Source organism: Chryseobacterium endophyticum (genome assembly GCF_056333165.1).
In genome coordinates this window covers 785,091-809,591 of record NZ_JBWGXE010000001.1, presented here as the reverse complement: position 1 = coordinate 809,591, position 24,501 = coordinate 785,091, and the positions used below count along the sequence as shown (strand labels likewise).

General features: G+C 38.1%; 27 protein-coding genes. 2 read left to right on the top strand and 25 right to left on the bottom strand.

Annotation, left to right across the window (positions count from 1 at the left end):
* Positions 1-92: 92 nt before the first annotated feature.
* Positions 93-941 (top strand): alpha/beta fold hydrolase, encoded by an 849-nt coding sequence (locus AC0N32_RS03935; protein ID WP_476392542.1) that lies wholly within the window; start codon positions 93-95, stop codon positions 939-941.
* 36 nt (positions 942-977) lie between these two features.
* Here AC0N32_RS03935 and AC0N32_RS03930 read toward each other — a convergent pair whose 3' ends face one another.
* From AC0N32_RS03930 to AC0N32_RS03840, 19 genes are all read right to left on the bottom strand, one after another.
* The gene (locus tag AC0N32_RS03930; RefSeq protein WP_476392541.1) at positions 978-2,735 is read right to left on the bottom strand and encodes a discoidin domain-containing protein; all 1,758 of its coding nucleotides are present in this window, start codon (positions 2,733-2,735) and stop codon (positions 978-980) included.
* Between the two features lie 191 nt (positions 2,736-2,926).
* The gene (locus AC0N32_RS03925; protein ID WP_476392540.1) at positions 2,927-3,220 is read right to left on the bottom strand and encodes a hypothetical protein; all 294 of its coding nucleotides are present in this window, start codon (positions 3,218-3,220) and stop codon (positions 2,927-2,929) included.
* A 121-nt stretch (positions 3,221-3,341) separates the two neighbouring features.
* Positions 3,342-3,617 (bottom strand): hypothetical protein, encoded by a 276-nt coding sequence (locus AC0N32_RS03920; protein WP_476392539.1) that lies wholly within the window; start codon positions 3,615-3,617, stop codon positions 3,342-3,344.
* A gap of 274 nt (positions 3,618-3,891) precedes the next feature.
* Positions 3,892-4,377, bottom strand: coding sequence for a hypothetical protein (locus AC0N32_RS03915; RefSeq protein ID WP_476392538.1), 486 nt, complete (start codon positions 4,375-4,377; stop codon positions 3,892-3,894).
* A gap of 404 nt (positions 4,378-4,781) precedes the next feature.
* Positions 4,782-5,735 (bottom strand): RHS repeat domain-containing protein, encoded by a 954-nt coding sequence (locus AC0N32_RS03910; protein WP_476392666.1) that lies wholly within the window; start codon positions 5,733-5,735, stop codon positions 4,782-4,784.
* An 11-nt stretch (positions 5,736-5,746) separates the two neighbouring features.
* Positions 5,747-6,166: a hypothetical protein gene (locus tag AC0N32_RS03905; RefSeq protein WP_476392537.1), complete on the bottom strand. Its 420-nt coding sequence runs from the start codon at positions 6,164-6,166 to the stop codon at positions 5,747-5,749.
* Positions 6,167-6,169: 3 nt separating this feature from the next.
* Positions 6,170-7,912, bottom strand: coding sequence for a T9SS type A sorting domain-containing protein (locus tag AC0N32_RS03900; RefSeq protein WP_476392536.1), 1,743 nt, complete (start codon positions 7,910-7,912; stop codon positions 6,170-6,172).
* Between the two features lie 559 nt (positions 7,913-8,471).
* On the bottom strand, positions 8,472-9,155 hold the full coding sequence (locus AC0N32_RS03895) for a hypothetical protein (RefSeq protein WP_476392535.1): 684 nt from the start codon (positions 9,153-9,155) through the stop codon (positions 8,472-8,474).
* Between the two features lie 405 nt (positions 9,156-9,560).
* On the bottom strand, positions 9,561-9,917 hold the full coding sequence (locus tag AC0N32_RS03890) for a hypothetical protein (protein ID WP_476392534.1): 357 nt from the start codon (positions 9,915-9,917) through the stop codon (positions 9,561-9,563).
* Between the two features lie 48 nt (positions 9,918-9,965).
* The gene (locus AC0N32_RS03885) at positions 9,966-10,988 is read right to left on the bottom strand and encodes a hypothetical protein (protein ID WP_476392533.1); all 1,023 of its coding nucleotides are present in this window, start codon (positions 10,986-10,988) and stop codon (positions 9,966-9,968) included.
* Positions 10,985-12,574 carry an NAD(P)/FAD-dependent oxidoreductase gene (locus tag AC0N32_RS03880; protein ID WP_476392532.1) on the bottom strand — a complete coding sequence of 530 codons (1,590 nt, stop codon included), beginning with the start codon at positions 12,572-12,574 and terminating at the stop codon, positions 10,985-10,987. The genes AC0N32_RS03885 and AC0N32_RS03880 overlap by 4 nt, the downstream gene beginning before the upstream one ends.
* Complete coding sequence (locus tag AC0N32_RS03875) at positions 12,549-14,063, bottom strand: polyamine aminopropyltransferase (RefSeq protein WP_476392531.1); 1,515 nt, start codon at positions 14,061-14,063, stop codon at positions 12,549-12,551. The genes AC0N32_RS03880 and AC0N32_RS03875 overlap by 26 nt, the downstream gene beginning before the upstream one ends.
* A complete protein-coding gene (locus AC0N32_RS03870; protein ID WP_476392530.1) occupies positions 14,056-14,271 on the bottom strand; it encodes a DUF350 domain-containing protein in 216 nt (71 codons plus the stop codon). Before AC0N32_RS03870 ends, AC0N32_RS03875 begins: the two co-directional genes overlap by 8 nt.
* Before the next feature lie 8 nt (positions 14,272-14,279).
* Entirely contained in the window at positions 14,280-14,468 is a 189-nt protein-coding gene (locus tag AC0N32_RS03865) for a hypothetical protein (RefSeq protein ID WP_476392529.1), read from the bottom strand.
* 12 nt (positions 14,469-14,480) lie between these two features.
* Positions 14,481-15,914, bottom strand: coding sequence for a DUF4178 domain-containing protein (locus tag AC0N32_RS03860; protein WP_476392528.1), 1,434 nt, complete (start codon positions 15,912-15,914; stop codon positions 14,481-14,483).
* Positions 15,915-15,955: 41 nt separating this feature from the next.
* A complete protein-coding gene (locus AC0N32_RS03855; RefSeq protein WP_476392527.1) occupies positions 15,956-16,315 on the bottom strand; it encodes an S-adenosylmethionine decarboxylase family protein in 360 nt (119 codons plus the stop codon).
* Positions 16,316-16,338: 23 nt separating this feature from the next.
* Positions 16,339-17,262 carry a citrulline utilization hydrolase CtlX gene (ctlX, locus tag AC0N32_RS03850; protein ID WP_476392526.1) on the bottom strand — a complete coding sequence of 308 codons (924 nt, stop codon included), beginning with the start codon at positions 17,260-17,262 and terminating at the stop codon, positions 16,339-16,341.
* A gap of 101 nt (positions 17,263-17,363) precedes the next feature.
* A complete protein-coding gene (locus tag AC0N32_RS03845; RefSeq protein ID WP_476392525.1) occupies positions 17,364-17,762 on the bottom strand; it encodes a four helix bundle protein in 399 nt (132 codons plus the stop codon).
* Between the two features lie 94 nt (positions 17,763-17,856).
* Positions 17,857-18,771 (bottom strand): dimethylarginine dimethylaminohydrolase family protein, encoded by a 915-nt coding sequence (locus AC0N32_RS03840; protein ID WP_476392524.1) that lies wholly within the window; start codon positions 18,769-18,771, stop codon positions 17,857-17,859.
* A 312-nt stretch (positions 18,772-19,083) separates the two neighbouring features.
* On the opposite strand from AC0N32_RS03840, the gene AC0N32_RS03835 reads away from it, so the two are divergent.
* Positions 19,084-19,245, top strand: coding sequence for a hypothetical protein (locus AC0N32_RS03835; RefSeq protein ID WP_476392523.1), 162 nt, complete (start codon positions 19,084-19,086; stop codon positions 19,243-19,245).
* Between the two features lie 35 nt (positions 19,246-19,280).
* On the opposite strand, the gene AC0N32_RS03830 is transcribed toward AC0N32_RS03835, so the two are convergent.
* The 6 genes from AC0N32_RS03830 to AC0N32_RS03805 form a co-directional block, all read right to left on the bottom strand.
* On the bottom strand, positions 19,281-19,715 hold the full coding sequence (locus AC0N32_RS03830; protein ID WP_476392522.1) for a hypothetical protein: 435 nt from the start codon (positions 19,713-19,715) through the stop codon (positions 19,281-19,283).
* Positions 19,716-19,824: 109 nt separating this feature from the next.
* Positions 19,825-21,111 (bottom strand): citrate synthase, encoded by a 1,287-nt coding sequence (locus AC0N32_RS03825; RefSeq protein WP_476392521.1) that lies wholly within the window; start codon positions 21,109-21,111, stop codon positions 19,825-19,827.
* 86 nt (positions 21,112-21,197) lie between these two features.
* On the bottom strand, positions 21,198-22,490 hold the full coding sequence (eno, locus tag AC0N32_RS03820; RefSeq protein ID WP_476392520.1) for a phosphopyruvate hydratase: 1,293 nt from the start codon (positions 22,488-22,490) through the stop codon (positions 21,198-21,200).
* 210 nt (positions 22,491-22,700) lie between these two features.
* On the bottom strand, positions 22,701-23,255 hold the full coding sequence (locus AC0N32_RS03815) for a hypothetical protein (protein ID WP_476392519.1): 555 nt from the start codon (positions 23,253-23,255) through the stop codon (positions 22,701-22,703).
* Positions 23,252-23,452: a hypothetical protein gene (locus AC0N32_RS03810; protein WP_476392518.1), complete on the bottom strand. Its 201-nt coding sequence runs from the start codon at positions 23,450-23,452 to the stop codon at positions 23,252-23,254. The genes AC0N32_RS03815 and AC0N32_RS03810 overlap by 4 nt, the downstream gene beginning before the upstream one ends.
* Positions 23,453-23,554: 102 nt before the next feature.
* Positions 23,555-24,340 (bottom strand): sensor histidine kinase, encoded by a 786-nt coding sequence (locus AC0N32_RS03805; RefSeq protein WP_476392517.1) that lies wholly within the window; start codon positions 24,338-24,340, stop codon positions 23,555-23,557.
* Between the last annotated feature and the right edge of the window lie 161 nt (positions 24,341-24,501).

The window sequence follows — 24,501 nt, the reverse complement described above, 5'->3', positions numbered from 1 at the left end:
TTCATATATTATTTTTTGTGTAACTCATCGGTTTTTCCGGTGAGTTTTTTTATTTTAGAGGTATCTTCCCGTTTAAAAATAAAAATGCATTCATGAAAAATTGCCTGATCATTGCCTGTTTGATAATTCTAACTCTCTCAGGATGTAACCAGAAGAAAATCGAACTGGGAAAAGATGCTTCATTTAAAATTGAAAAAGACCTGGCCTATGGTGATGATAAAGAACAGGTAATGGACCTGTACATTCCTGAAATTCTGCCGGAACACGCAGATGTTTTTATCATTATTCATGGCGGCGGATGGCGAGGCGGAAGAAGGTCGCAGCTCACCAGCTTTACCTTTGATCTAATGAAAAAATTCCCAAAGAGCATTTTTGTCAATATGGACTATCGTCTTGCTACTACAACACATTTTGCCCTTCCAAACCAGACAGATGACATTAAAAGAGCAATGAATTATTTAGAGAAGAAATTAAAAATTAAACCAAAATTTATCCTTCTCGGAAACAGTGCAGGTGGACATTTATCGATGATGTATGCTTATCAATTTGATAAAGATAAAAAAGTAAAAGCGGTTATTAATATTGTTGGCCCTGCTGATCTTAACGATCCCGGTTTTAGAAATTATGACGATTATGCTTTTGTTGAAAAACAGCTTATCGATCCGAAAATTGTTGAAAATAAAACAACGCTGATGGATTTTGGAAGTCCGGTTCACTGGATCAGTACAACCTCAGCGCCTACCCTTTCATATTACGGAATCAACGACCAGGTTGTCCCTTTGTCGCAAAAGGAAATTTTAGATTCGGCTTTAAGTAAAAATAATGTTGATCACGAATCTTATGAATTTAATGGCGATCATCTCGGCTGGGAAAAAGATTCCAATGCAGAATTTTTAATCCAAAAAACAGATGAATTTCTAAAAAGTATCGGTAAAAAATAAACGCTCTGAAAAAATTCAAAGCGTTTATTTTTAATTTTATTCTGATTTAAAAACTTCCGATCTTTCCGAAACTCCGTTCGCATTGAAGGCTTCGATCTGGAAATAATAGGCATCCGTTCTGTCGGCTCCGGTGAAGAAATACTCATTCTTGCCGTACACCATGATGCTTCCGTATAATTTCTCAGGAGATTTCCCCCAGTAAATTACGTAACCGTCGGCGTCAGCATTTTGTTGCCACTTCATCCAGATGCTTCTTCTTTCTCCATATTTTTTAGGATCTGCCCTCAAAGGAACAAAGTTCTGAACTTTTCCGGGAACTGTTCCCGCTCCTTTTCCGAATACCCTGAAACCACTTAAAGCAAATTTTCCGGTCGGCATTTTCATATTTTCCATTTTCAGGAATCTAGCTTTGACTGGTTTTTCCAGTTCTACATAATCATGAGGAACATCTTTCGTATTCTTACTTTTATCAACAATTACATTCCATTTTTTACCGTCGTTGGAGCCGTAAATTTTATACTGATGCATTTTGCCTAAGGTTTTTCCCATAAACTCAACATCCTGATCCGCATAATTAATCTGAATCGCATTAATGGTGGAAACCTCTCCTAAATCCGTCTGGAACCACTCCCCGGAATTTCCTGTTTTAGCACTCCAGTAGGTTTTAATATCTTCATCTACGGCGTAATTGGCATGATAACCTCCCAATGTAGAGGATACCTGGACCGGTTTATTATAATTCAGCAACATCCAACCGGCGAAAAGCCCTTTAGAAAAATCTTTTCCCTGTGCATATTGCGGAAGATAAGTCGGATAATCGCCATACGCTGTGTTACAGTACATCACATCATCCTGGTCGAATCCTGCCGGCCAGATCCCCAGACGTCTTTCAAAATTATTTTTAGTGGAAATAAATATCGTGGAAATATGCCACCAGTTTTTGTAGTTGTCCTCGAAAGTGGCACCGTGTCCGGCTCCCCTGGCAAAACCTCCCGGCTTATACGAAAAAGGATTGTGCTGCTGATATTCGAAGCCCTCCAACGGCTTATCACTCACATATACCCCGTCAGAATATCCACTGAATTCCGTTGCCGGAGCGCCATACTGCATATAATATTTCCCGTTGTGTTTCGTCATCCAGGCACCTTCTACAAACGGCTGAAGGAAAACATTATCATTGTATTCTCCGAATCTTTCCCAGCCATGATCTTCGGGTTTCAGTCTTACAATCGGCTTTACAAAACCTTCTGACTGTAAGGTATTGACTTTCACTTCTGTTCCCAACAGCGGCCACTCATTGCTGGAACCCCAGTAGAGATACAGCTTATTTTTATCTTCATCATAATGAAAAGCAGGATCCCAGGCTCCGACTTTCAGGGTGTCGACAGCAATTTTCCAGTCGTCTTTTGTGGGATTGGTGCTTTTCCAGATCGGGAAATCCTGTTCCCAGGTTGATCCGAAAACATACAACGTATCCTTCATCGCCCAAACCGCCGGAGCGTTCAGGTCGTGGATATATTTATTGTCTGTGAGGAATTTCCTTTTCACGAATTTCCAGTCGAGCATATCGTCGCTGTACCAGTATCCTTCCTGATTGGTAGAGAAAAGGAACAATTTATTTTTAAAATTAACGATCACCGGATCAGCAGTCGCCCGGTGTTTTCCCTGCTTTGAAAAAACCTCGAACGGTGTATAACCGTAATCGATATTGATCGGGTTGCAAAAGGTCTTCTGCTGTGCCTTTGTACTGAGTAATCCCAACAGGAGCATTAGTAAAAGATGGTACTTCTTCATTTTCATACGTTTTAACTTTAAAAACAAAAATAGGTAAGTTTTTCGGGTTCTTTAATTGAGTGGTAGATTTTTTTGTGATGGTTGTTAAAGATACTCGAGGTAAATATTTTTGACTTATAAACAAAGCCCACCGAAATTGCGGTGGGTCTATATTATCTGCTCAAAGTTATAAACTTGCCAGCGGGTAAAGTTTAATTTATAATAAAAAATTCGTCAATGAAATTGTGGTCTTTATCTAAATATAAAATATAAGAACCAATGGTTTTCATTTTACACTCTATATTCATTTCGATCTTATAATTATTGCTAAATAGTTCATTCTTGTCATATAAAACATAAGAAATACTCTTGTTTATTAATTTTATATTCTCATTTTCACAAGATTCTTTTAATTCTTGCAAAATTTCTTCATCTTTTAGTATATTATTTATATACTCCGAAGAAAGTTTAAATAAATTTTCTATATCTATATTTTTCTCTAACATTTTTACATAAAATAATATTAATGTCCCATTCTTTTTTTAAAAATAATATACTCATTTACATTACTATAAATTCGAATGTATTTATTTGCATTGACAACCGTTTGAGAAGCATATTTAAAATTTATATTTTTATTTTTTGAATAGTTTCAATTAGTTCATTATATATACTTTCTTTCTCTTCCTCAATTATTTCTCCAGTATCATATTTTTCAATAATAACATTGTATTTATGAGTTCTTTCATAATTAAAAGTTGATATATATATTAAATTATTTCCTATTTGAATACCTATTGCTGTAGTATCTGCTTCCCAAAAATCGACAATTTTATAGTCTTGTAGTGATTCTTCATTTAATCTTACAAGTAATTCATTTATTTCGGTGTTTTTATTTTCCATTATTTTAAAAATCTACTAACAATTGTTTTTTTCAAGAACTTCTATGACGTTGCCATTACGTAAATAACTTACACGCACATTTCCCAAAAGGTCTATATAGTTGTAAATATTTCTTATTTCTAAATAAACCCACCGCTTTGCGGTGGGTTTAACAAGTTTTTATCTACCGACACGAGCGGGGCGCTCACGCCAGCGAGGGGGGGGGGGGGGGGAAATCAATCTATTAAATTCTTAAAATTGATTATCACTAAATTTGGAACACTACATTATTTCACTATTTTACAATTATATATTTCCAATTCCTATCAGAAGGATTCCAATCTTTTGTATTATAATAATCTATATCCCAATAATTACGATTATCAACAAAATCTTCATAAGAAATTTCAGGATTATCAAAATCACCAAAAAGAAAAGTATAATTATTAAATTTTCCACTTTCTTTTCTGAATTTAATTTCAAAATAAAATGGATCTGTACATTGTTCATTTGAATTTTGAACTCCCCAAATCATTATTCCCCAAACAGATAATTTCTCATCAGACAATTGTAGTTTTGTCAACAAAGAATCATCTATCCATCTATTAGAATTCCAATCAGTATCTTTTAATAGTACTTTTTCAAGAATGGAAGCTAATAAAACTGAAATATATACTGTATGCTCGTTATAATAATTGTGATTTTCAGAGATCACTTTATTATTCAAATTATTTTGAATTTCAAATAGTAACAAATTTTGTAATTCTGCTAATGATTTCACTCTTTATTCTCCTAAATATTTTTCTATTGATTTTATAAAATCTCATGCCATAATCATACATTCCCGTCTCGGTGTGCAATTCCTTTCCGTTGTACTTATAATTATTATAAGTTCCTGCTCAAAACATCGTAGTTTCGGGCACGTGGCTCATCCCGATGAATTCATTTATTTCTATTGAGCTAAAAAAAGTCCAAAACAGTAATAAAAACTTAAAATCATAAATATGATAATATTGAAGATATAATATAAAAATTTTCTAGGTATTTTATGAATTAGAAAAAAAATGACAAATTGTAACAATAATATCACAGGTATAAATTTGAAAAAATAATCGTATTGGAAATACAATAATAATAGCAAATAAATTAATGATATTAATGTAATGGCTTGGATAAAATATCTCATTATTGGGGTATTAATTCTCTTTTTATAACTTCTCTTACTTTATCTCTTAAATCATTATCAATACTGCGATGTGTTGAGTTTGGAGCAAGTAGATTTAATATTTTTGAAGTTTTATTATCACTAGTCGTCTCAATTTTTTCTCCTCCATATATATCTTTTGTCTGGTAATAATTAATTGCTTTAGAAACATTTGAAGGAATTTTAGTATCAGAATAAGAATCTAAAATATCTAAAGTAATTAGTAAATCAACTTTCATACTTTTATTTTCGTTAACTGACTCTACCAAATTATCTCCACCTAAACTATGTCCTACACCTGAAACAAAACCATCGGGGTGAACTTTGTTAAAATTTAAAATTGTTGTTTTTATATCATTCTTAGTATTTTCATTCTGTGAAGCATCAAAAACTACAACACGCGTATTTGAGTTCGCTAAACCAACCAATCCACCAATGCCCGTTAAATCCAAATTTCCTTGTCCTTTAAAATTTGGATTGCTACTTCCTCCTACATTTTGAACTTGTGTTTTATTAGGTTTAGTATCTTCTCCTCCAGCCCAACCTTGTACTACTACAACAAGATTTTGATATCCATCATTTTTTCTAAAATCCACCGATTCAAGTCCTTCTAATTCTCTTGCGTCAATAACTCTGTTTTCAGAAAAATTATAATGAGATTGGTAAGCATATTTCTCAGAAAGCGGATCTACATTAAAAAACCTTCCCAGGTCCGGCATATAATTCCTCCATTTAAAACTATACCATCCTGCCTCTGTTTGTAATTCTTGCCCTTGATATTTATACTGGTATGAAGGATTTCCATCAAAGTCATTGTACCCTTCATGTCTTAATCCGAAAGGATAATAATTGTTTTCTTCAAGAACTTCTACGCTGCTGCCATTGTTGAAATAACTTAACCTTGTATTTCCTAAATGGTCAGTATAATTATAAATATACTTATTTTTTACAAAATCATAATAACCCTCCGACGTAGGAACAAATTGTGGTTCCGGTACTGGTTGTGGACAATTACCGCAATGCCATCTTCAGGTCGTAAAAATGAATACCCGGTCAACAAAAAATCTTTTTCTGTATCCCTTGTGATAACACCAAACTGATTGGAAGACCAATGTAATCCATACATACTTTCGTCAATAGTAGGTCTGAAGCCAAGTGCTGAGTTCGAGAGTTCATTAGATAAAGTGAGATTTCCAACTGGAATTGTAAATAATGGAATATTTACACTGATACTTCCGTTATACAAATCACTATTGGTTGTGATTTCACTTATAAAGGCCAAACTTTCTTCAGGTCTGTCTTGACCCCAAGTTTTTATTCCAACAACCAACCCCATTAGCAAGATGTTTAATTTTATTCTTCTCATAACTTATTTCTTAATTAATTTAGCACTCGCTTTATTATTATCATCTGTTTTCACGCTCACCAGGTACGCTCCCTGAACCAGCGCCTGCGTATTGATCTTCGTTACTTTATTCTTCGTCTTCAAACTCTGCAACTGCCTTCCTCCCATATCATACAGCACAATATCCGCTTCCTTAAAGTCAAACCCTATCTCCACATACGCATACTCACTCACCGGATTCGGATAAATCTTAATATCCTGCTTTTCGATCAGCTGATCGATCTGTTGGTCACCCAGCTTCACGATTTTCCAGTTCTCTTTTCCCAGCTCTTCGGCACTCGTTCCGGCCAGTACAATCGAACCGTCCCTATTGAGCTTGATATCCGAAAGCCTTTCTTCTCTTTTTCTCGATTCACCCTTAACGTGTTTTCTCCACTGCTCATTGCCATTCTGGTCCAGGTACAGCATCCAGAAGGTCTCATCATCACTTTCAATTCTGCCTTCCGCCTGGGTATAACCGCCCAGTAAAATGCCTTTGGTCAGGTTGCCGGATTCCCCTCCTTTGGAGGGGCTAGGGGAGGATATCACGCTCATTCCCATCAAAACATCCCGGTTTTTGAAGTTGTAGGATTTCTGCCAGATTTCTTCGCCTCTTTCATCCAGGGAGATTAGCCATAAGTCTGTTCCTTCTTCAATGCCTACGGTTTTGTTGCCTGATCTTTCCGATCTCGATTCACCTCCGATTAAATAGCCTGTAGAAGTCAACGCCATTGTTCTCAAATGATCGTCTCCTGTTCCGCCGAAATTCTTTTCCCATTCCACCTTGCCGTCTTTGGAAAGCTTGATAATCCAGTAATCGCCCTCACCAAAGTTTTCAGTAGACTTTGCATAACCGGAAATTGATTTTGAATTTTGGGCTGGACGGTCTTGCTCCCCTCCTTTGGAGGGGCTGGGGGAGGATCCACTTCTCGAATACACGCCCAGCAAAGCTCCGCCATCTTTTGTAGGAATCATTTTCTCCACCTCATCCAAACCTTTTCCACCTAACACCAATTGGGATAATTCCTTTCCGTTCTTATCCAACCGTAAGACCAGAACATCTTTCGATCCGTAACCCCGCGTTCCCGCAGTTCCCTGAGGCTCTCGAAGGGAACTGGCGGTCGTATTCCCCGCCACAAAAAATCCCATATCCGTGGTCTGAATTACCGCCCGGGCTTCTTCATCCGAGGCGCCGCCAATGGTTTTCTGCCATAATTCATCCCCGAATTCATTGATCCGGATGAGCCAGATGTCAGAACCTCCCCTGGAATCGTCTTTTTTATCCAGCCCTTTGCCGGAATAAGAAGTTCCTGCAAGTAAAAATCCACCTTCCTGCGTATTTACCGTTGCAGAAAGAAAATCATGGTTCTGTCCCGAGAAATATTTTTCCCAGACCTCTTCCCCCTGCTGGTTGAGTTTTACGAGATGGAAATCGTAACCGGTATTCTGCTTTCCCTGGTCCTGGCCTGGTCCCAGAGGTTCTCGAAGGGAAGGTGCGACTCCTGAACCTCTCGAAGATGCGGTCCCTGAGGTTCTCGAAGGAGTGGTCCCTGAGGCCCTCGAAGGGATGCTGCTTCCTGTTATCAGATACTGTCCGTCGATGGTGGTGGTAATCTGCGAAAGAAAATCCTGCGTCGAAGATTCGATGTCTTTCTGCCAGATGACTTCCTGGGCGGAAACGCCGAGGACTGAGCATAAGAATAATGCTCCTGAGTAGATTTTATTCATACTTAGTGTCTATTTTGAGTTGTTATTAATTATTAATTTTTAAGTCGTTGCAAAAATATCCTTTTTACTTCACGCCGAAAAGATATAGAATGTCAATTTTTTGTGAATATTATCATATTAACACTGTGCATTTTGATTTATTACCAGTCGGTAATACTAATAAGTTCTCGATACATTTTTCGCAGCTTCACTGCAAAAAATACTCGAACAGACGTACGAACACTCGTATTATGTAATTACCGCCACGTCCCTTCGAGTAGACTTTGAAGAAGTCGTATCGAGAAGTTGCACTATCAGTCGAACGTACTCAAAAGTTCTCGATTCATTTTTTCTTCACTTTGTTAGAAAAAAATACTCGAACAGATGAAATACGAAAAATATCGCCAAATGCATAATTAGTTATTATTTAAATTCATTAATTTCTGAAGCGAAGATATCGCTGCATGACGACAAAACCTGTCGTATGAAATCTGTGTTTTAAGAAAAAACATAAGCCTAGCAGATTCATTTCAGATATCTGTAAGCTTATGTCTAAAAATACAAATCTTAAACCTGCCGTTTAAGCCCCTTCTTCCGGAGAAGAACCGGTGCTGCCATTTCCCCTGGATACATGAAGCATGGCTAGAATATGGTCAATGGTATACTCGGAGGCTTTTTGCTCGCCGCTGAAAATAATTTTCCCGAGCCCGGCCACTTCACTGATGTACTTGTACAGCTCTTTATACAGCTTCTTGTTTGTTGATGTGAAAGCTTTCCGCTGTTGCTGGAAAGCCGTCTGCTCATTACTTTTTGCGGTCATTGCCGTAAAGGCTTCTTCCAGTGTGGCGGGCATATCGGCTTTCATCCCGTTGGCCTGTAATAATGCCGATTGTGCAGAAACGATCTGCCTGAGGGAAGCCAGTGACAGGAGCGCACCCTCGAAGTTCCTTTTTTTGATCTTGTTCCGGACATCGGTTGCCAGCGTTGTTTTTACATTAGCCTTTTTCAAGACCACATTGAGAATCCTGAGGGGTTTGCCGACCTGATCTCCGAGGATGTAAAGATCCGAAGTGCACTGCTTCTGCTGCACCAGCACCAGATCGGAAGACTCTTTCGCACGTACCTCATCGGTCTTATTCTGCATCGCCTGCAGGTATTCGGAATTGAATAAATGATTTTCTGCTTCGAAAACGGACAAATCCCTACTGAAGCTCCTTAACAGAACGTCCGCCATCGGAACGTACTCTTCTTGTTGTAATTTCATATCTGTATTTTATTAAAAAACGGGATAAATATATATTTTTTTGATCACCCGTAAAAATTTTCAATGACTTTTTTTCACCCCGTGATGATAATTTAACCTGAGTTCGGATGAGGATTTTGTTTAAATGCTAAAAATCAAATCGTAAGTTTAATATCAATTGCAACGGTTTAAGACCGATTTGAAATTACAGAATATAACAGGCTGCCAATATTATGTTAAATTTTGGCTGAAGCCTATGGTCGTTATTCACAAAAAAAATGGGCTGAAGCTCATTCCTATTGATATGGCCCCATTTCTCATCCAAAATTACCTAATTTAATCAAGGAAATCTTCCTGCTGTCTCCGGTATTGGTGTACTTCACTTGGGTAACGGTCTACTTCACTATGGTAATGGTCTACTTCCATTTAGTAATACTCTACTTCACTTGGGTAACGGTCTACTTCACTTGGGTAACGGCTTACTTCACTCCGGTAACGGCTTACTTCACTATGGTAATGGTCTACTCCCATTTGGTAATACTCTACTTCACTTGGGTAAAAGTCTACTTCACTGCGGTAACGGCTTACTTCACTATGGTAATGGTCTACTTCCATTTGGTAATACTCTACTTCACTTGGGTAACGGTCTACTTCACTTGGGTAACGGCTTACTTCACTATGGTAATGGTCTACTTCACAACGGTAACGCTCTACTTTACTACGGTAACGGTTTGCTTCATTTGGGTAATAGCCTACTTCACTATGGCAACGGTCTACTTCCATTGGATAACGGTCTGCTTCCCTGGATCAGAATGTTACGGAGTATGGATCCTACTCCTTTCCTGAGTTTCTCCAAATGAAACCATCCAGCAGGTAATGGGTAAGCTGGGGAACGACGAGTAAAGGGACTAAAAACTGAAACCAGCGTAAGGAAACATTCAGGTTCAGTGAAAAATGTTCGTTCCAGATCAAAATTTCCCATAGAAATTCTTCGAAAAAGGCAAACCCAAGGATGATGAAAATAAATAAAAATATTCCTGAAGTGGACTTAAACAACGAAAGGCTGCTTTGCTGATGTACTCTTTTTTGTTGGATTTCTCTTATGTAAATCAGCGCTATATATGGAATGCCATGGGAGATCACATTAAGAAATGTGAATACCAGATCATTATTGAAATAAACGATCCCAAAATACCATGACAGGTAAGTTCCCGAAATTAAAACGGTTTTCGGAATATTTATCCGGCCGGTCCTGATTATTCCATAGAGGGTCCTGGAAAGCCAGGCAATTAAAATCAAAAAGTACAGAAATGTGATGGCAGGCAGGTAATCCGGTACGTGACGAAACCAGCCAAATTCATTTTCAACAAACCAGGTGAAAGCCCTGGGCGTTTTAAACCAATACAGCATCGGAAAAATGGTAGCGGAATATACGGCAATTCCATCCAAACTCTTACTCCAGCCATTCTGCTCATACCGGGCATAAATTCTCATAAAGCCGTACTGCTGCCGGATAAAATGAAACACCGCAATGAGTGCCAGCACCGACCAAAAAGTCAGGCTTCCGAACTGATACAGAATGAGTCCCAAAATCCAGCTTAATACAGGAATCCCATAATACAGGAGTTTCCTCTTCCGTATTTCCTCTTTTACAAAATAGGTTTTAAACAGTGTGGAATACACATGCGCCACATCAACAAAAACAATAAGAAAAAGCCATGTGTAAAATGAATAATGGTCTTCCAGCCCCCGGATCTGATTCTGAAAAAGAAAAATCACCAGAAGAATGACCAAGGGCGGTGAAAGCATAAACCAGCCGTCTGTTTTCGCATTATGGATCCACGGCTGCCTCATATCATTTCTTTTGCCGCTCTTAACCCCTGGTAAAATGCTTCTTCAAAAATAGAAATTCCTGAAAGATCGGAATGGGCAAAGAAAATCCGGCCGTCTACCGGCTGTCTGCCTTCCTCTGAATATCCGAAAATCTGATTGGGAGCCGGTGCGATCATGGCGTGGCCTATTTTATGAAACTGCATTTCGACAATAAAATCTTCAATCTCCGGATGTGCCTTCTGAAGGTCTTCCAGGACAAGGGTTTTAAGCTGATCTTCTTTGAGACCGTACAACCGTTTTCGTGCTTTTTTACAGTCTGCCGTTGAGAAACTTCTGTAGTAAGTAATCACTTTCTCACCTATAATCTGATCCACATTCTGATGCTGGTCATAAATATAACCCAATCCTTCCGAACCGTATATGACATTGTCCCAGGCCAGTTCTTCATCGCCTCCAAAATCATTTTTCAGCGTAATGGTTGTTAAAAGCCATGGAACATAATTGAATCTCCCCGCTTTTCTGTTGTTGAGAATTCTTTCATTGACGAATTGCGGGGTTGCCAATAGAACTTTTTCAGCAACAATTTTCCTGGTCTTTTTCGATATATTGTCGAAACTCAAAACCTCAACATTGTTATCATGTATCTTCACATCAAAAACTAAATGATCGGGTAATGATTTTCCTTTTGTATATTTAAAAAAATGCCTGGCCAGCCTTGCATTTCCTTCGGGCCATGTAAAAACCTGGTCTTTGTATTTCTGGCTCCAGTTGTTTTTTCTTCCGGCAAAATAATGGATCCCTGCCCATGCTGAGACGTAGTCGATTCCTAAACCGTAATCGTCACGACAGGAGTAATCCAGCAGCCAGAGCAATTCTTCCGAGGCAAAACTTTCCTTTTTCAGCCAGTCTTTAAAAACAATCTTTTCCAATTGTAAAGCTTCATTTTCACGGCTGGAATCATGAACAGGAATCGCAAACCAGTATTTTCCCTTTGCATCTTTTTTATCCCGGAAATCATCCATCATTTTAAAAAACCGGTCGAATTCCGTTTTTGCTTCCCCGGAAATGCCAATTTGCGGAACAAGATCGTTCTGCCATGCATTTTTAAAAAACAATCTTTCCTGCTGCGGAAAGGTCATTTGGTATTCGTCGAGAATCGGTTCTCCATTTTCATCATGGCCCTGACAGATTTCACATTCCTTTAAAAATTCAATAATGTCTGTATTTTCTTTGTTGGGTAAAGGTAAATAATGCGCACCCAGCGGAAATCTGGAAAACTTATTTTTCCCGCTGGAAGAGTTTCCACCCAGATGATGTTCCATTTCCAGCAGTAAATAGTCATTTTCATGATTCTGGCTGAACGCCCGGCAGGCTGAGAGCCCGGAAATACCTCCGCCGACAATCAAATATTTTATATTAATTTCTTCTGCAGGAGCAGGAAAATCCTTTGCCCAAAGCTTGTGCCCGAGAATATGATCCGTCCCGGAAATCTTCAGCAATAAGACTTTGCCTTTCTTACGGCAATACTGTAAAAAAGGAATCATCAGACTTCCTAAAAATAAGGTTTTCAGAAAGTCTTTTCTACTGTACTTTCCCCCACTCTTCATCAAAATAACGTACTAGAATCTGGTTATCTAACCGATTGACCTCAATACCTCCGGTTCTCATATCTTTTGTAAAATAAGAAAGCTGCCGGAAGTTATAATCGTAAAATTTTAAATCAGGAATTTTCCGGTATATTTTGTTATTCACCGGCTCAAACGATGCCATCGAATATCCCCATTCCCCAAAGGAAGGAACATAAGTATGGTATGCCGAAGTAAAAGGAAACACCTGGTGGATCGTTTTCTCTATACACCAGAAAGATTTGGGTGCAAAGTATGGAGAAGTGGTCTGTACCACTACTTTTGTATCCAGCGTCGTCAGTTTCTCGAGTTCTCTGTAAAACTGTAAAGAATATAATTTCCCTAAACTGTAATTGGAAGGATCAGGAAAATCAATGATGATCACATCATATTTTTTCTTGCTCTCCTTTACCCAAATGTAAGCATCTTTATTGATTATCTTAAGCTTTGGGCTTGATAAAGAATTGTGATTAAGCTGTCGCATCGTTTGGTTATTCTTAAAAAAACTCGTCATTTCTCCATCCAGATCTACCAGGGTAATATCTTTTACATCTTTGTATTTTAAAACTTCACGAACGGCAAAACCATCTCCGCCACCCAAAATCAGAATATGATCAATGCTTTTAGCCATCGACATGGTGGGGTGAACCAAAGCTTCGTGATAGCGGTATTCATCAACGGAAGAAAACTGCAGGTTATTATTAAGATATAAGCGGAACTCGCGGCTGTTTCTCGTGAGAACAATTCTTTGGTAAGGTGAGCTTTTGGTATAAACAACATTCTCACCATATAACTTCTCCTCTGAAAAAGATAAAATTTTATCTGAAAAAACAAAAAGGACAACAAGGAGAATAAATGCTCCGATGGATTTAAATTTCAAAGAAACCGGTTTAGACAGCTCTTTCTTTAAATAAAAACATAAAAAAATGGCGATTGAAATATTTATCAGTCCGAAAAATAAAGGGGTCTTTACAATTCCCAGATTGGGAATCAGTACAAGCGGAAACAGAATAGAAGCCAGTAATGCCCCTATATAATCGAAAGCGAATACATTTGATACCAAGTCTTTAAACCGTACCCTGTCTTTTAAAATATTCATTAGGATCGGAATTTCCACACCGACCAGGCAGCCTGTGAAAAACACGAAAAGATATAAAACCGCCTCGAAATGCGCTAAAGTATTAAAGAGGATAAAAAGAACCACCGAACTGATTCCCCCGATAATCCCTACGAGAATTTCAATTTCTATGAATTTGTCGATTAAATTCCCTTTAATAAATTTGGCAAAATACGATCCTACTCCCATCGAAAAAAGATATACCCCGATGATGAAAGAAAACTGTTTTACGGAGTCTCCCAGGAGATAACTGGCCAATGCGCCCGCTACCAATTCGTAAATCAGTCCGCATGTAGCGATGATAAACACCGAAAACATCAGCAAAAGCTCAAGAGGGATCCTCTTTTTATCCATGAATTGTTGCGCTAATGATAATTGAAATTCCGATGATAAAAGCTCCGAAAATAATAGCCAATGCCGTATTTTTATTCTGTGAGATTTCGTGCCATGTTTTTTCCGGCGTTAATTTTTCAATAATAACGTAGCAAACCAGCAATATTCCAATTCCTAAAAAAGAATAAATTACTGAGTTGATTACCGGTAAGAAGTTGATCTGATCCATAGTTAATTTTATTTGTGATAGTATCTGTAAAAACCTACGCCTGAAGTATGATGGCTTCTGGTGGTCCCATCGCGGTAAGTTTCCGTCTTTTCGCAGTCGCAGAACTGGTTGCCCGCAAAAGTGAGATAAGTAAACCAACCCAGGAAAAAAGCTCCGGCCAGGCAGAGAATCCAGTTTTCTTTTATGTAATTAATCATGATTCCCATCGTTTATGAATATGTGTAAGGTGAATTGGAACTGTTGAACCATTTGGAACGTTCAAATGATCTTTTACCTAGTATAACCGCAATTACCATCGCAATCATGAAAAGCAAAACGAATACAAAGTTCCTGAAGGAAACCGGAAGCCATTCTGCTTTAATCCTCACTGATTTATTCTCATAAGTGCCGACTGTATTTTCTGAGGACACTCCTGAATTTAGCAGAGAATCAATATCCGCTTTCCCTAAAGTCTGGTGAATAAGCCGGCCGAGATCAGTCACAGAATCCTGTCGTATTGATTTTGAATCCGCAAAAGATTCAGTTTTCATGGTGGTATTATCTGTCACACTAATGCTTCCATAGCTATCCCTGTACAGCAATAAATTGCCGTCCGCAGACCTGTAGCTTGACGGCACTGGAGATTTTTCCGCTTCCTGTCTTTCCGCTGAAACCACAAAATGATATTTTCCCGGAGCAACGCCACAAAAATTAAAATCTTCACTTTTTCCTCCTTCGCTCCAGTTTTCACCATCTTCGTAGCCATGATATTCTTCTATATCTTTGGAAGCGAAAACAATTTCGTTGGTTTTTTCGTTCACAAGCCCTAAACCCACGTTTGCCCAGGAGTTGTCAACATCGGAATACATCTGTACATTCAGAGGTGCAGAACCCCCGGATAGCTCAAAGCTTTTGCCAACCATTTCCTTTCCCCGCACATCATCAAAATTTACCTCTTGTTCAAAAACATATTTATTGGTTCTTGTGACCACGACATACAGCTGTAGAAGACAAATGAGCAAAGCTGAAACCGCCATAATATTAACAGCCTGTTTAGCATTAACATAAAAAGGCTGCACAATGCCTATTCCTGAATAATAGGGCAGATGATCAATCGCGAAAGCCTTCTTTACTTTATATCTCGAAATATGGCTGCCGGAAAAGTACTGTATGCTTTCCCCGGACTTTTCTTCGGAAATCATTCGGGTACCATTAACATATTCTTTGTAGGTGGAAAGGCCGAAATCTAATTTATCTTCAAAAAAACCGGCTGCCGCATAAATATGGCATTCCGTCGTTTCATATCTTCTGAAACTGACCGCCCCCACTTCAATAACAATACTATTCCAGGATTTTCTTTTGATTTCCATTTTATCAATAGAATGAAGCAGAACCCAATGCCCGTCGCTTTCACTGAGAAAAGCATCTTTACCCGTTTTATCCTTCAGATAATATTCTCTCCAAAAAATACTGGTTCCATATTTCCTGATAATAATCCCCGTCACGATATATTCCGTGTGGTCAATGATCCCTTTCTGACCGACTTCCAGAACAACATTTTCAACAGGTTTTTTAACAACTTTGACGGATGTATTTTTGTGGATATCAATAAGGTTTGAACATGAGCGGCAAACATATTCACCGATTGGAAAATCTGCATCCATCTTGTTCTCAGTTTTGCATAAAGGGCAAGTGTAATACATCTTTATCTGTAAATTTTGTGTTTCCGGATGGTTTTAGCTTTAAAATATTCTACAATCTCATCAGCAATTTCTTCTACTTTTGCGGTATTGTCCTGCAGATAATTGCAGAGGAAAACATCAAACGTAAGCTGTCTGAACTCCGGCCATGTATGGATACAGAGATGAGACTCTTTAAGGCACACCGCAGAAGTAAAACTGTAATTATCAAAAACATGACTGGTAATTCCTACGATCTCCACCTCTTTACCGGCCAGAATTTTCTCTGTAAATTTCAGAAAACCCTCACTGTCTATTAACAAAGCTTCTGACTCCGTTTCCAAAGTCAGAAGAATATGTAAACCTTTACTGGCTGATGATTCCAAATGATTATTTTTCAGCAAATATATTATTTTTTAGGCAGGAAAACTTCCGCAAGCATACAACGTGCACTTCCACCGCCATTCACTTCTATCGTATTGAGATCTGAGTAAATAATTTCGCAGTATTTTTCGATGGCAGAAACCTGGTGAGATTCCAGCGATTTATAAGCTGTTTCGCTCATGATCATGAATTTTTCGCCTTGTTTATTTTGTACCTGAAGCATATTTCCGGCAAACTGATGCATCTGGTCTTCAGAAATTTCAATGATTTCTTTTCCTGAATTTTTAATGGTTTCGATGACTTTATTTCTTTCCAGCTCATCGTCGATACAATCCAGGCAGATGACCACAAATTGATCGGCTACGCACATCATAACATTGGTGTGGTAGATCGGAAGCCGCTCTTCCCCAACCGTCTGGAACGAATGAAAAACCACGGGCGTAAATCCGTATTTGTCACAAAATTCCCTGAAGAGATTTTCATCCAGCCTCAGGGAAACCGAGCCGTAAGCAATTTTATGGTCGTGATCGAAAATCATACTGCCGGTTCCCTCCAGATAATGGCCCTGTGTTTCCGGGAAAGACCAGTCATCGATTTCGGAAACTTCGAATCCCTGTTCTTTGATGGTCTCAATAATATCATCCCTCCTTTCCACTCTTCTGTTAGAAGCGAACATCGGGTATAGAACCACCCGGCCGTCCCTGTGGAAACTCACCCAGTTGTTCGGGAAAATAGAATCCGGAGTGTGGGGATCTAATGTATCTTTTATGGTGATCACATTAATTCCTTTGCTTCTCAGTTTTTCAACAAACATTTTAAATTCTGATAGCGCTTTAAACTGTGTATCAAAACCTTTCTGTTCGTTCTGGAAATAATTGTTTTTTGCGGTTTCCTCGTTAAAGCCAAAAGCAATCGGCTCTATCATTAATACGGTATCTGTTGTCTGCATAGTTTGTGTTGGAGGGTTTTTGGGTTTGAGAGTTTGAGAGTCTGAGTGTTTTAGTGTTTTAGTGTTTTAGTGTTTTAGTGTTTTAGTGTTTTAGTGCAAAATTATTTCTCTTTATTTATTGAAGAAAATGTGCACCAATTCTTTGACTGACTCATCATATTCACTAACATCCCTATTATCTGGTTGTACTGATTGTTTAGAATACTAAATTGATCTTCATTTATATAATTACATTTTCTGGCAAATAATAACCAGGTCTGAGTTTCTCTTGCTTCGCCCTCTGAATCTGTAAGCTTGGCAATGAAAGATTTTTCGTATTTTCTTTTTCCCCAGGCTTCGCTTATATTAGCCGAAACTGATCTTGATGAGCGTCTGATTTGGTCTGTGAGAGCATAGAGTTCTTCTTTTGGAAAGGATTTTGAAAGTTCATAAATCGCCATTGCAAATTCTACTGATTTCTGAAAAACCTTTAAATCCTGATGAAATTTTATAGTAGGCATAATCATTCGTATTTAATTTAAAAAGATAATTTTTTTTTTAAACAAAAACAATTATACTCACACTCTAAAACTCTACAACTCTAAACGCTCATACTTACTCTCTCACAAGCGGCATCGTAGAGCATCTCAGCAACCCTCCCATTTTAGAAATTTCACGGTAAGGGATTTCTTCTACGGTCATTCCCCATTCATTTCTCAGGTGGTTGTTCATCTTGGTGAATGTCTTGTCTGAAACAACGATTTCAGGGGAGATTGAGAAGATATTCGGGTTCATTTCAAACATTTCCTCTGCTGTGATGTGGAAGCAGTTTTCTTCCCCGAAAATATCGATGATGAGGCGGTAGTCGCTTTCATCCACAAAGCCGTCTTTGTAAATGATGCATTTATCTTCACCTACCGGATTGAAGGTACAGTCGAGATGCAGAATACCCTCGTAAGGAATTTTATCGTTTTTCTTTAATTCAAGATCGATGATTCTTTTTTTAGGGAAATATTCTTTAAGAATTTCAATGGCGTATTCGTTGGTCCTGGCGGTCTTGTAGCTTCTGTAATCTTCACTGAAGCAGGTTCCGACAAAAAGGAAATCGTCCCAGACGATCACATCTCCGCCCTCAATATGGGCTGTTTCCGGAAGGTTGATGATCTTCCTCCACTCTACCTTTTCAAAAATATTCCTGTAAGCATCCTGCTCATCTGCACGGTCGGCAATTACGTTGGAAATGATCATTTTGTCATCGATAACAAATGCAACGTCTCTTGCGAACACCTGATTGTAATCTTTAATAATGCTTGGGCGTAAAACTTCCACATCATATTTTTTCAGCACCGATTCAAAGGCATTCATTTCACTGATGATGTCTGCTTCTTTAGGGTAAATGTTATGCTGTATGGAATAATATGATTTTGCGTCATAGCTTTCTTCAAGTGTGGGAATTCCGCCCATTGAATTGGGTTGTCCCAGAACCACTGATTTCAGCCTACCGGTTTCATTTTTTATATTTAGTTTCATAAAGATTTATGCAATGCTACAAATATAAGTAAAGGTCTGAATCTGGGAAACTTTTGTTGTGTTTTTAGGCTTCATGCACTACATTAATCTGGTAATTGATCTGATGATGGTGTTTTACTCCAGTTGATGACAAGACTTAAGTACTTATTTACTCAAAATAACAGATTTATCAGATAATTTATTCACAATATTCTGTTTATGAATGATTTATTGTAAAAACTCAATACATTTAAATTAAAATTCATATCTTAGTGATATAATTTCAAGAGAAATTAAAAATTTAAAGTATTCACAATCAAACACCAAACGATCATGAACACCAAAAAATCTGTGCTTCAGAAAGCGCAAAAACTAAACAGGAAAGAACAGAAATCAATTATCGGAGGAGCTTCAGCGGCAAGACGCTGCTGCGAATGGGACTTCGAAACGGGCGCATGTACGCTCTGGACGTGTGACAGATGCCAATGTCCATAACCGAAAAAATCACTGAGCCCGCGAAAAAGCGGGTTTTATTTTTTGGCTTTTCTTCGCGCTTTTATTGAATACACCAGCGACCACAAGCCCACGATGAGCTGGCCGGGAACCAAAGTTCTCCTGAAAAGCATACTGAAATCATTAGCCCTTTTATAGATGAACGGAACAAATCTTTCTTCGGTTTCATAAAAATACAAGTAATAAACGGTACCGATTCTGAAAATTAAAAGCACAAGACTCATAAAAAAAAACATTTTCAACGACTGCCGGGTAGAGACCAAAATGATCAAAGTAAATGCACATAAGAAACAGATAAACATTTCCATCTGATAGAAAATGACGTGCACAAGACTGTATGTCGGCGAATAACCCGGAGGTTTGCTATGCAGCATCTCAAGAAAATCGAACGTTTCAATCATCAGGAAAAGTCCGTAGACAATATAAAGAACAATATTTATTCTCATTGTCATTTTCAGTGAATTTAATTTCTCATTTTCCATACTTTAAGTTAAAAAAATTTCATGAAATAAAAAATCCCAAAGCAACAAAGCTTTGGGACTGATATATCGTAATATAAAATTATCTGTTTACCATATCGATGTAGTCTCTTTTCTGAGCACCTTGGTATACCTGTCTTGGTCTTCCGATAGGATCTCCTTTCATTCTCATCTCTTTCCACTGAGAAATCCATCCCGGAAGTCTTCCTAATGCGAACATTACGGTGAACATTTCCGTAGGAATTCCCAATGCTCTGTAGATGATTCCTGAATAGAAATCTACGTTCGGATATAGCTTTCTTTCTACGAAGTACTCGTCTTCCAAAGCTACTTTTTCCAACTGCATAGCGATATCTAACGCTTTATCATGAATTCCTAATGCACTAAGAATATCGTCTGCCGCTTTTTTAATGATTTTTGCTCTTGGGTCAAAGTTTTTGTATACTCTGTGTCCGAAGCCCATTAAACGGAAGCTGTCATTTTTATCTTTCGCCTTAGCCACCCATTTGTTTACATCTCCTCCATCTTTTTCGATCAGCTCAAGCATTTCGATTACGGCCTGGTTCGCACCACCGTGAAGTGGGCCCCAAAGAGCAGAAACCCCTGCTGAGATAGAAGCGAAAAGACCTGTATGAGCAGAACCTACCATTCTTACGGTAGAAGTGGAACAGTTTTGTTCATGATCAGCGTGAAGGATTAATAATTTATCCAAAGCCTGAACCACTACAGGATCGATTTCGAATTCCTGGTTTGGCATTCTGAAGGTCATTTTGTAGAAGTTTTCCACATAATTCAGGCTATTGTCTCCGTGATTAAGCGGTAATCCCTGAGTTTTTCTGTAGGTCCATGCACAAAGATGAGAAAATTTAGCAATCATCAGTTCTGCGGCAAGGTCCATTTCTTCTTTAGAGTTTACATTAACAGCTTTTGGGTTGAAGGCCGTTAAAGCAGAAGTCAGAGAAGATAAAACTCCCATCGGGTGAGCAGAACGAGGAAAAGCGTCGATGATCTTTTTCATCTCCTCTGCTACAAAATTATATTTTTTAATGTTTGATTCGAAAGAAGCGTACTGATTTTGGGTAGGCAATTCACCGTTTAATAAAAGGTACATCACTTCTGTGAAGTTTGATTTATCCGCAATCTGCTCGATCGGATATCCTCTGTAAAACAATTCCCCTTTATCTCCGTCTAAGTAAGTGATTTCACTAAGTGTGGCGCCGGTGTTTTTGTAGCCTAAATCAAGAGTGATCAGACCTGTCTGGTCTCTTAATTTTGAAATATCTATCCCTCTGTCTCCGATAGTACTATCCACAATTGGATATTCATACGAATTACCGTCGTAATTCAATATTACTTTTTTGTCTGACATTATTTATTTTTTTTCTAAATATACTACTTATTACAAAATACGGCAAACTAAAAATTTCGCTTGCCGTTATTTATAATTTCGATTAATTATCTTTTGATTTTAAAGGCATCCAGCCCCGGGAAAACTGCTGTTTCACCAAGAGCTTCCTCGATTCTCAACAACTGGTTGTATTTTGCCATACGATCTGATCTTGAAGCAGATCCTGTTTTGATCTGTCCGCAGTTCATTGCTACTGCCAAATCAGCGATTGTAGAATCTTCGGTCTCTCCCGATCTGTGCGACATTACGGATGTGAACCGGTTGTTCTGCGCCATTTGCACGGCAGCCATGGTTTCAGAAAGAGAACCGATCTGGTTTACTTTTACCAGGATTGAGTTGGCGATTCCTTCTTTTACTCCTCTTGAAAGTCTTTCCACATTGGTTACGAATAAATCGTCTCCCACCAACTGTACTCTGTCTCCGATTTTATCGGTAAGCATTTTCCAGCCATCCCAATCGTTTTCCTGCATCCCGTCTTCGATAGAGATGATCGGATATTTCGCGGCTAATTCAGCCAGATAAGAAACCTGCTCACTGCTTGTAAACTGAGCAGCATCCGGAGTCTGGAATTTTCTGTAGTCATAGATTCCGTCTTTGTAGAATTCGGAAGCAGCACAGTCAAGCGCCAACATGATATCGTCACCTGGTTTGTAACCTGCTTTTTCGATGGCCTGAAGCAAAGTATCCAAAGCATCTTCCGTTCCTTTAAAGGTCGGTGCGAAACCACCTTCGTCTCCTACCGCTGTAGAAAGACCTCTTGAATGAAGAATCGATTTCAGGTTATGGAAAATTTCAGTTCCTTTTCTCAGCGCATGAGAGAAAGAATCTGCTTTTACCGGCATGATCATAAATTCCTGGAACGCGATAGGAGCATCGGAGTGAGAACCTCCGTTGATCACATTCATCATCGGAACAGGAAGAGTGTTGGCATTAACACCACCAACATATTTGTACAAAGGCATTTTCAGTTCTGCAGCAGCAGCTTTAGCCGCAGCCAGAGAAACACCAAGGATTGCATTGGCACCAAGATTTCCTTTATTGCTTGTTCCGTCAAGATCGATCATAATCTGGTCGATAAGATTCTGGTCGTAAACCGGAAGTCCCACCAATTCAGGAGCAATTACTTCTCTTACATTTTCTACTGCTTTAAGAACCCCTTTCCCCATATATTCCGAACCGCCATCACGCAATTCCACCGCTTCATGTTCTCCCGTAGATGCTCCTGAAGGTACTGCTGCACGACCCATCGCACCGCTTTCCGTGAATACATCTACTTCTACTGTAGGATTTCCTCTTGAATCTAAAATTTGTCTCGCTTCTATGTAAGAAATGTAACTCATTGTTCTTTTTTTATAGTTTAGACAAATTTAATCAATTTTTAACTTTTGAAAGCAAACAAGAACGAATTTATACGTTTATTCAGAGTTAAATTTTAGTTAATATCTAAATTGAAATTTCATCTAAATTTAAAGACACGTTATGTAATTAATAATTTTAAAATTAAAGAACGTAATACACTAAATCTGACGGATGCGGCTGGTGATTGCTCTTTATTTTAAATTATATTTTGCTCTTTCTTCAGGAGTGAGTGCCCTTATAGTCTTTGCTTCTTCCGCTCTAGCATCACTGGCGGCAGTTTCAGAAATTTTCCCCTGCAACTCGACTATTACATTAACGACGTTATTAAAACTGTTGAAATATTTATCATCTTTACACTGGTCAGGAAAATTCACACAATGTTCCTCAAGCCTGTACAAAGCATCCCTGAGCATATTCACCGGAGCTGTTCTTTCTCCCAATTTTGATAATGTTTCGGCGATCTTGGTGATTTGTTCGGCAGATACATCGGCTCCTGATTTCAATTTAGCCGTCAGCTGGCTGGTAATGTCGGTGGTGGTGGCTATAGCAGCATCGGGTTGAACTTCTGACAAAATTTTATCAATTTTACCGTTATTATCAAGGCTTACCACCGCTCCCCTGCGTGTGGCATCGTAGGACATCTGATAATTTGAACCCTTATTTGGAAGTTCCTTCAATGTCGCTTTATGCCGTATATTACACGACACAAATGAAAAAATTACGATTAGGTAAAAAACTATTTTCATGGCATTACGTTATAAATTGAATTATCTGCGGTATCAAATCTTGCATTTCCTTTTTCAAGCACCATAGCCAGTGCAGAAAATTGCTGAAAATCCAGATTATTTATAATTTCCGGATCTGCGTCTTGAAGCTTCAGTATAACTTTCCCTTTTTTTGAAGTTATATTCCATTCTAATAAGTAATCAACAATTATTTTCATGATCAATTTGTTTTTAATATACATCAAAGTTATTTAAAAAATAGTTTAATAATCAATTTATTACAAAAGTTAATTTTAAAAAATCATACTAAAAATCTTTTTCTATAATTCTATTCTGAAAAGCAGATGCGTCCCGTTTTCCGTTGTAATTTCGCAATGACCTTTCTGTTCAAGCATTCTGCGTTTCATATTGCGAAGTCCGTTTCCTTCAGATTTTTCATCGTTAATCCCAATCCCGTTGTCGGAAATCGTCATGATGAATTCATTATCCTTCTGAGTAAATGATAATTTAATCCGATCAGACTTGCTGTGCTTGTAGGCATTATTTAAAGCTTCCTTTAAACATAAGAACAGATTTCTCCTTTGTTCGGTCGAGATCGCGGTTTCTTCAGCTATATCCCGGCTTTCCGTAATAATCAAAATTTTTGATTTTTTAAGAAAGCTCTGAGCGTATATTTTAGCATAATCAATAAAGCTTCCCAACGTATCATTTCCGGAATTCAGGCTCCACAGCATTTCTCTCATGGAAATATTCATTTCTTCGGAGGTTTTGAGAAGTTCGTCGATATCGTTTTTCAAATCATCATTTTCAGCTCTTTGCTTTAAAAACTCAGCCTGTAGTTTTAGGGCGGAAATTCCTGCACCGAGGTCGTCATGCATATCGTGAGAAATTCTTTCTCTTTCTTTTTCGATTAACTTTTGTTTTTCAAGCTCTTTCTGGAGAAGCTGGTTTTGGTATTCGGATTCTTTGAGCTGCCTTTCTTTGAGGTTTAGAAGTTGTTTCCGATTATACATCAATACGACAAAAACAATGAAGCCCACAAACAGCATCGTTACGATTGCCGCAGTGATGTATACAATCTTTATTTCTATAGGGAGATTTTTCATCTTTTACAAAACAGGCTACGCATGAATAATAAATAGGTTATGATATTAATCAAAGTAAAAACTTTAGATATTTCTTTTAAAAATCCTTCATCTTCATTGTTAAAATAATACATCGGAAACATTCTGAAAATGTAAAATACCGACCAAAATAACAGTGAAAT

Coding starts and splice junctions, on each gene's coding strand:
- AC0N32_RS03935 (WP_476392542.1), top strand. CDS start 93: ATGAAAAATTGCCTGATCATTGCCTGTTTGATAATTCTAACTCTCTCA.
- AC0N32_RS03930 (WP_476392541.1), bottom strand. CDS start 2,735: ATGAAGAAGTACCATCTTTTACTAATGCTCCTGTTGGGATTACTCAGT.
- AC0N32_RS03925 (WP_476392540.1), bottom strand. CDS start 3,220: ATGTTAGAGAAAAATATAGATATAGAAAATTTATTTAAACTTTCTTCG.
- AC0N32_RS03920 (WP_476392539.1), bottom strand. CDS start 3,617: ATGGAAAATAAAAACACCGAAATAAATGAATTACTTGTAAGATTAAAT.
- AC0N32_RS03905 (WP_476392537.1), bottom strand. CDS start 6,166: ATGAGAAGAATAAAATTAAACATCTTGCTAATGGGGTTGGTTGTTGGA.
- AC0N32_RS03900 (WP_476392536.1), bottom strand. CDS start 7,912: ATGAATAAAATCTACTCAGGAGCATTATTCTTATGCTCAGTCCTCGGC.
- AC0N32_RS03895 (WP_476392535.1), bottom strand. CDS start 9,155: ATGAAATTACAACAAGAAGAGTACGTTCCGATGGCGGACGTTCTGTTA.
- AC0N32_RS03890 (WP_476392534.1), bottom strand. CDS start 9,917: ATGGAAGTAGACCGTTGCCATAGTGAAGTAGGCTATTACCCAAATGAA.
- AC0N32_RS03885 (WP_476392533.1), bottom strand. CDS start 10,988: ATGAGGCAGCCGTGGATCCATAATGCGAAAACAGACGGCTGGTTTATG.
- AC0N32_RS03880 (WP_476392532.1), bottom strand. CDS start 12,574: ATGAAGAGTGGGGGAAAGTACAGTAGAAAAGACTTTCTGAAAACCTTA.
- AC0N32_RS03875 (WP_476392531.1), bottom strand. CDS start 14,063: ATGGATAAAAAGAGGATCCCTCTTGAGCTTTTGCTGATGTTTTCGGTG.
- AC0N32_RS03870 (WP_476392530.1), bottom strand. CDS start 14,271: ATGGATCAGATCAACTTCTTACCGGTAATCAACTCAGTAATTTATTCT.
- AC0N32_RS03865 (WP_476392529.1), bottom strand. CDS start 14,468: ATGATTAATTACATAAAAGAAAACTGGATTCTCTGCCTGGCCGGAGCT.
- AC0N32_RS03860 (WP_476392528.1), bottom strand. CDS start 15,914: ATGGATGCAGATTTTCCAATCGGTGAATATGTTTGCCGCTCATGTTCA.
- ctlX (WP_476392526.1), bottom strand. CDS start 17,262: ATGCAGACAACAGATACCGTATTAATGATAGAGCCGATTGCTTTTGGC.
- AC0N32_RS03845 (WP_476392525.1), bottom strand. CDS start 17,762: ATGCCTACTATAAAATTTCATCAGGATTTAAAGGTTTTTCAGAAATCA.
- AC0N32_RS03840 (WP_476392524.1), bottom strand. CDS start 18,771: ATGAAACTAAATATAAAAAATGAAACCGGTAGGCTGAAATCAGTGGTT.
- AC0N32_RS03835 (WP_476392523.1), top strand. CDS start 19,084: ATGAACACCAAAAAATCTGTGCTTCAGAAAGCGCAAAAACTAAACAGG.
- AC0N32_RS03830 (WP_476392522.1), bottom strand. CDS start 19,715: ATGACAATGAGAATAAATATTGTTCTTTATATTGTCTACGGACTTTTC.
- AC0N32_RS03825 (WP_476392521.1), bottom strand. CDS start 21,111: ATGTCAGACAAAAAAGTAATATTGAATTACGACGGTAATTCGTATGAA.
- eno (WP_476392520.1), bottom strand. CDS start 22,490: ATGAGTTACATTTCTTACATAGAAGCGAGACAAATTTTAGATTCAAGA.
- AC0N32_RS03815 (WP_476392519.1), bottom strand. CDS start 23,255: ATGAAAATAGTTTTTTACCTAATCGTAATTTTTTCATTTGTGTCGTGT.
- AC0N32_RS03810 (WP_476392518.1), bottom strand. CDS start 23,452: ATGAAAATAATTGTTGATTACTTATTAGAATGGAATATAACTTCAAAA.
- AC0N32_RS03805 (WP_476392517.1), bottom strand. CDS start 24,340: ATGAAAAATCTCCCTATAGAAATAAAGATTGTATACATCACTGCGGCA.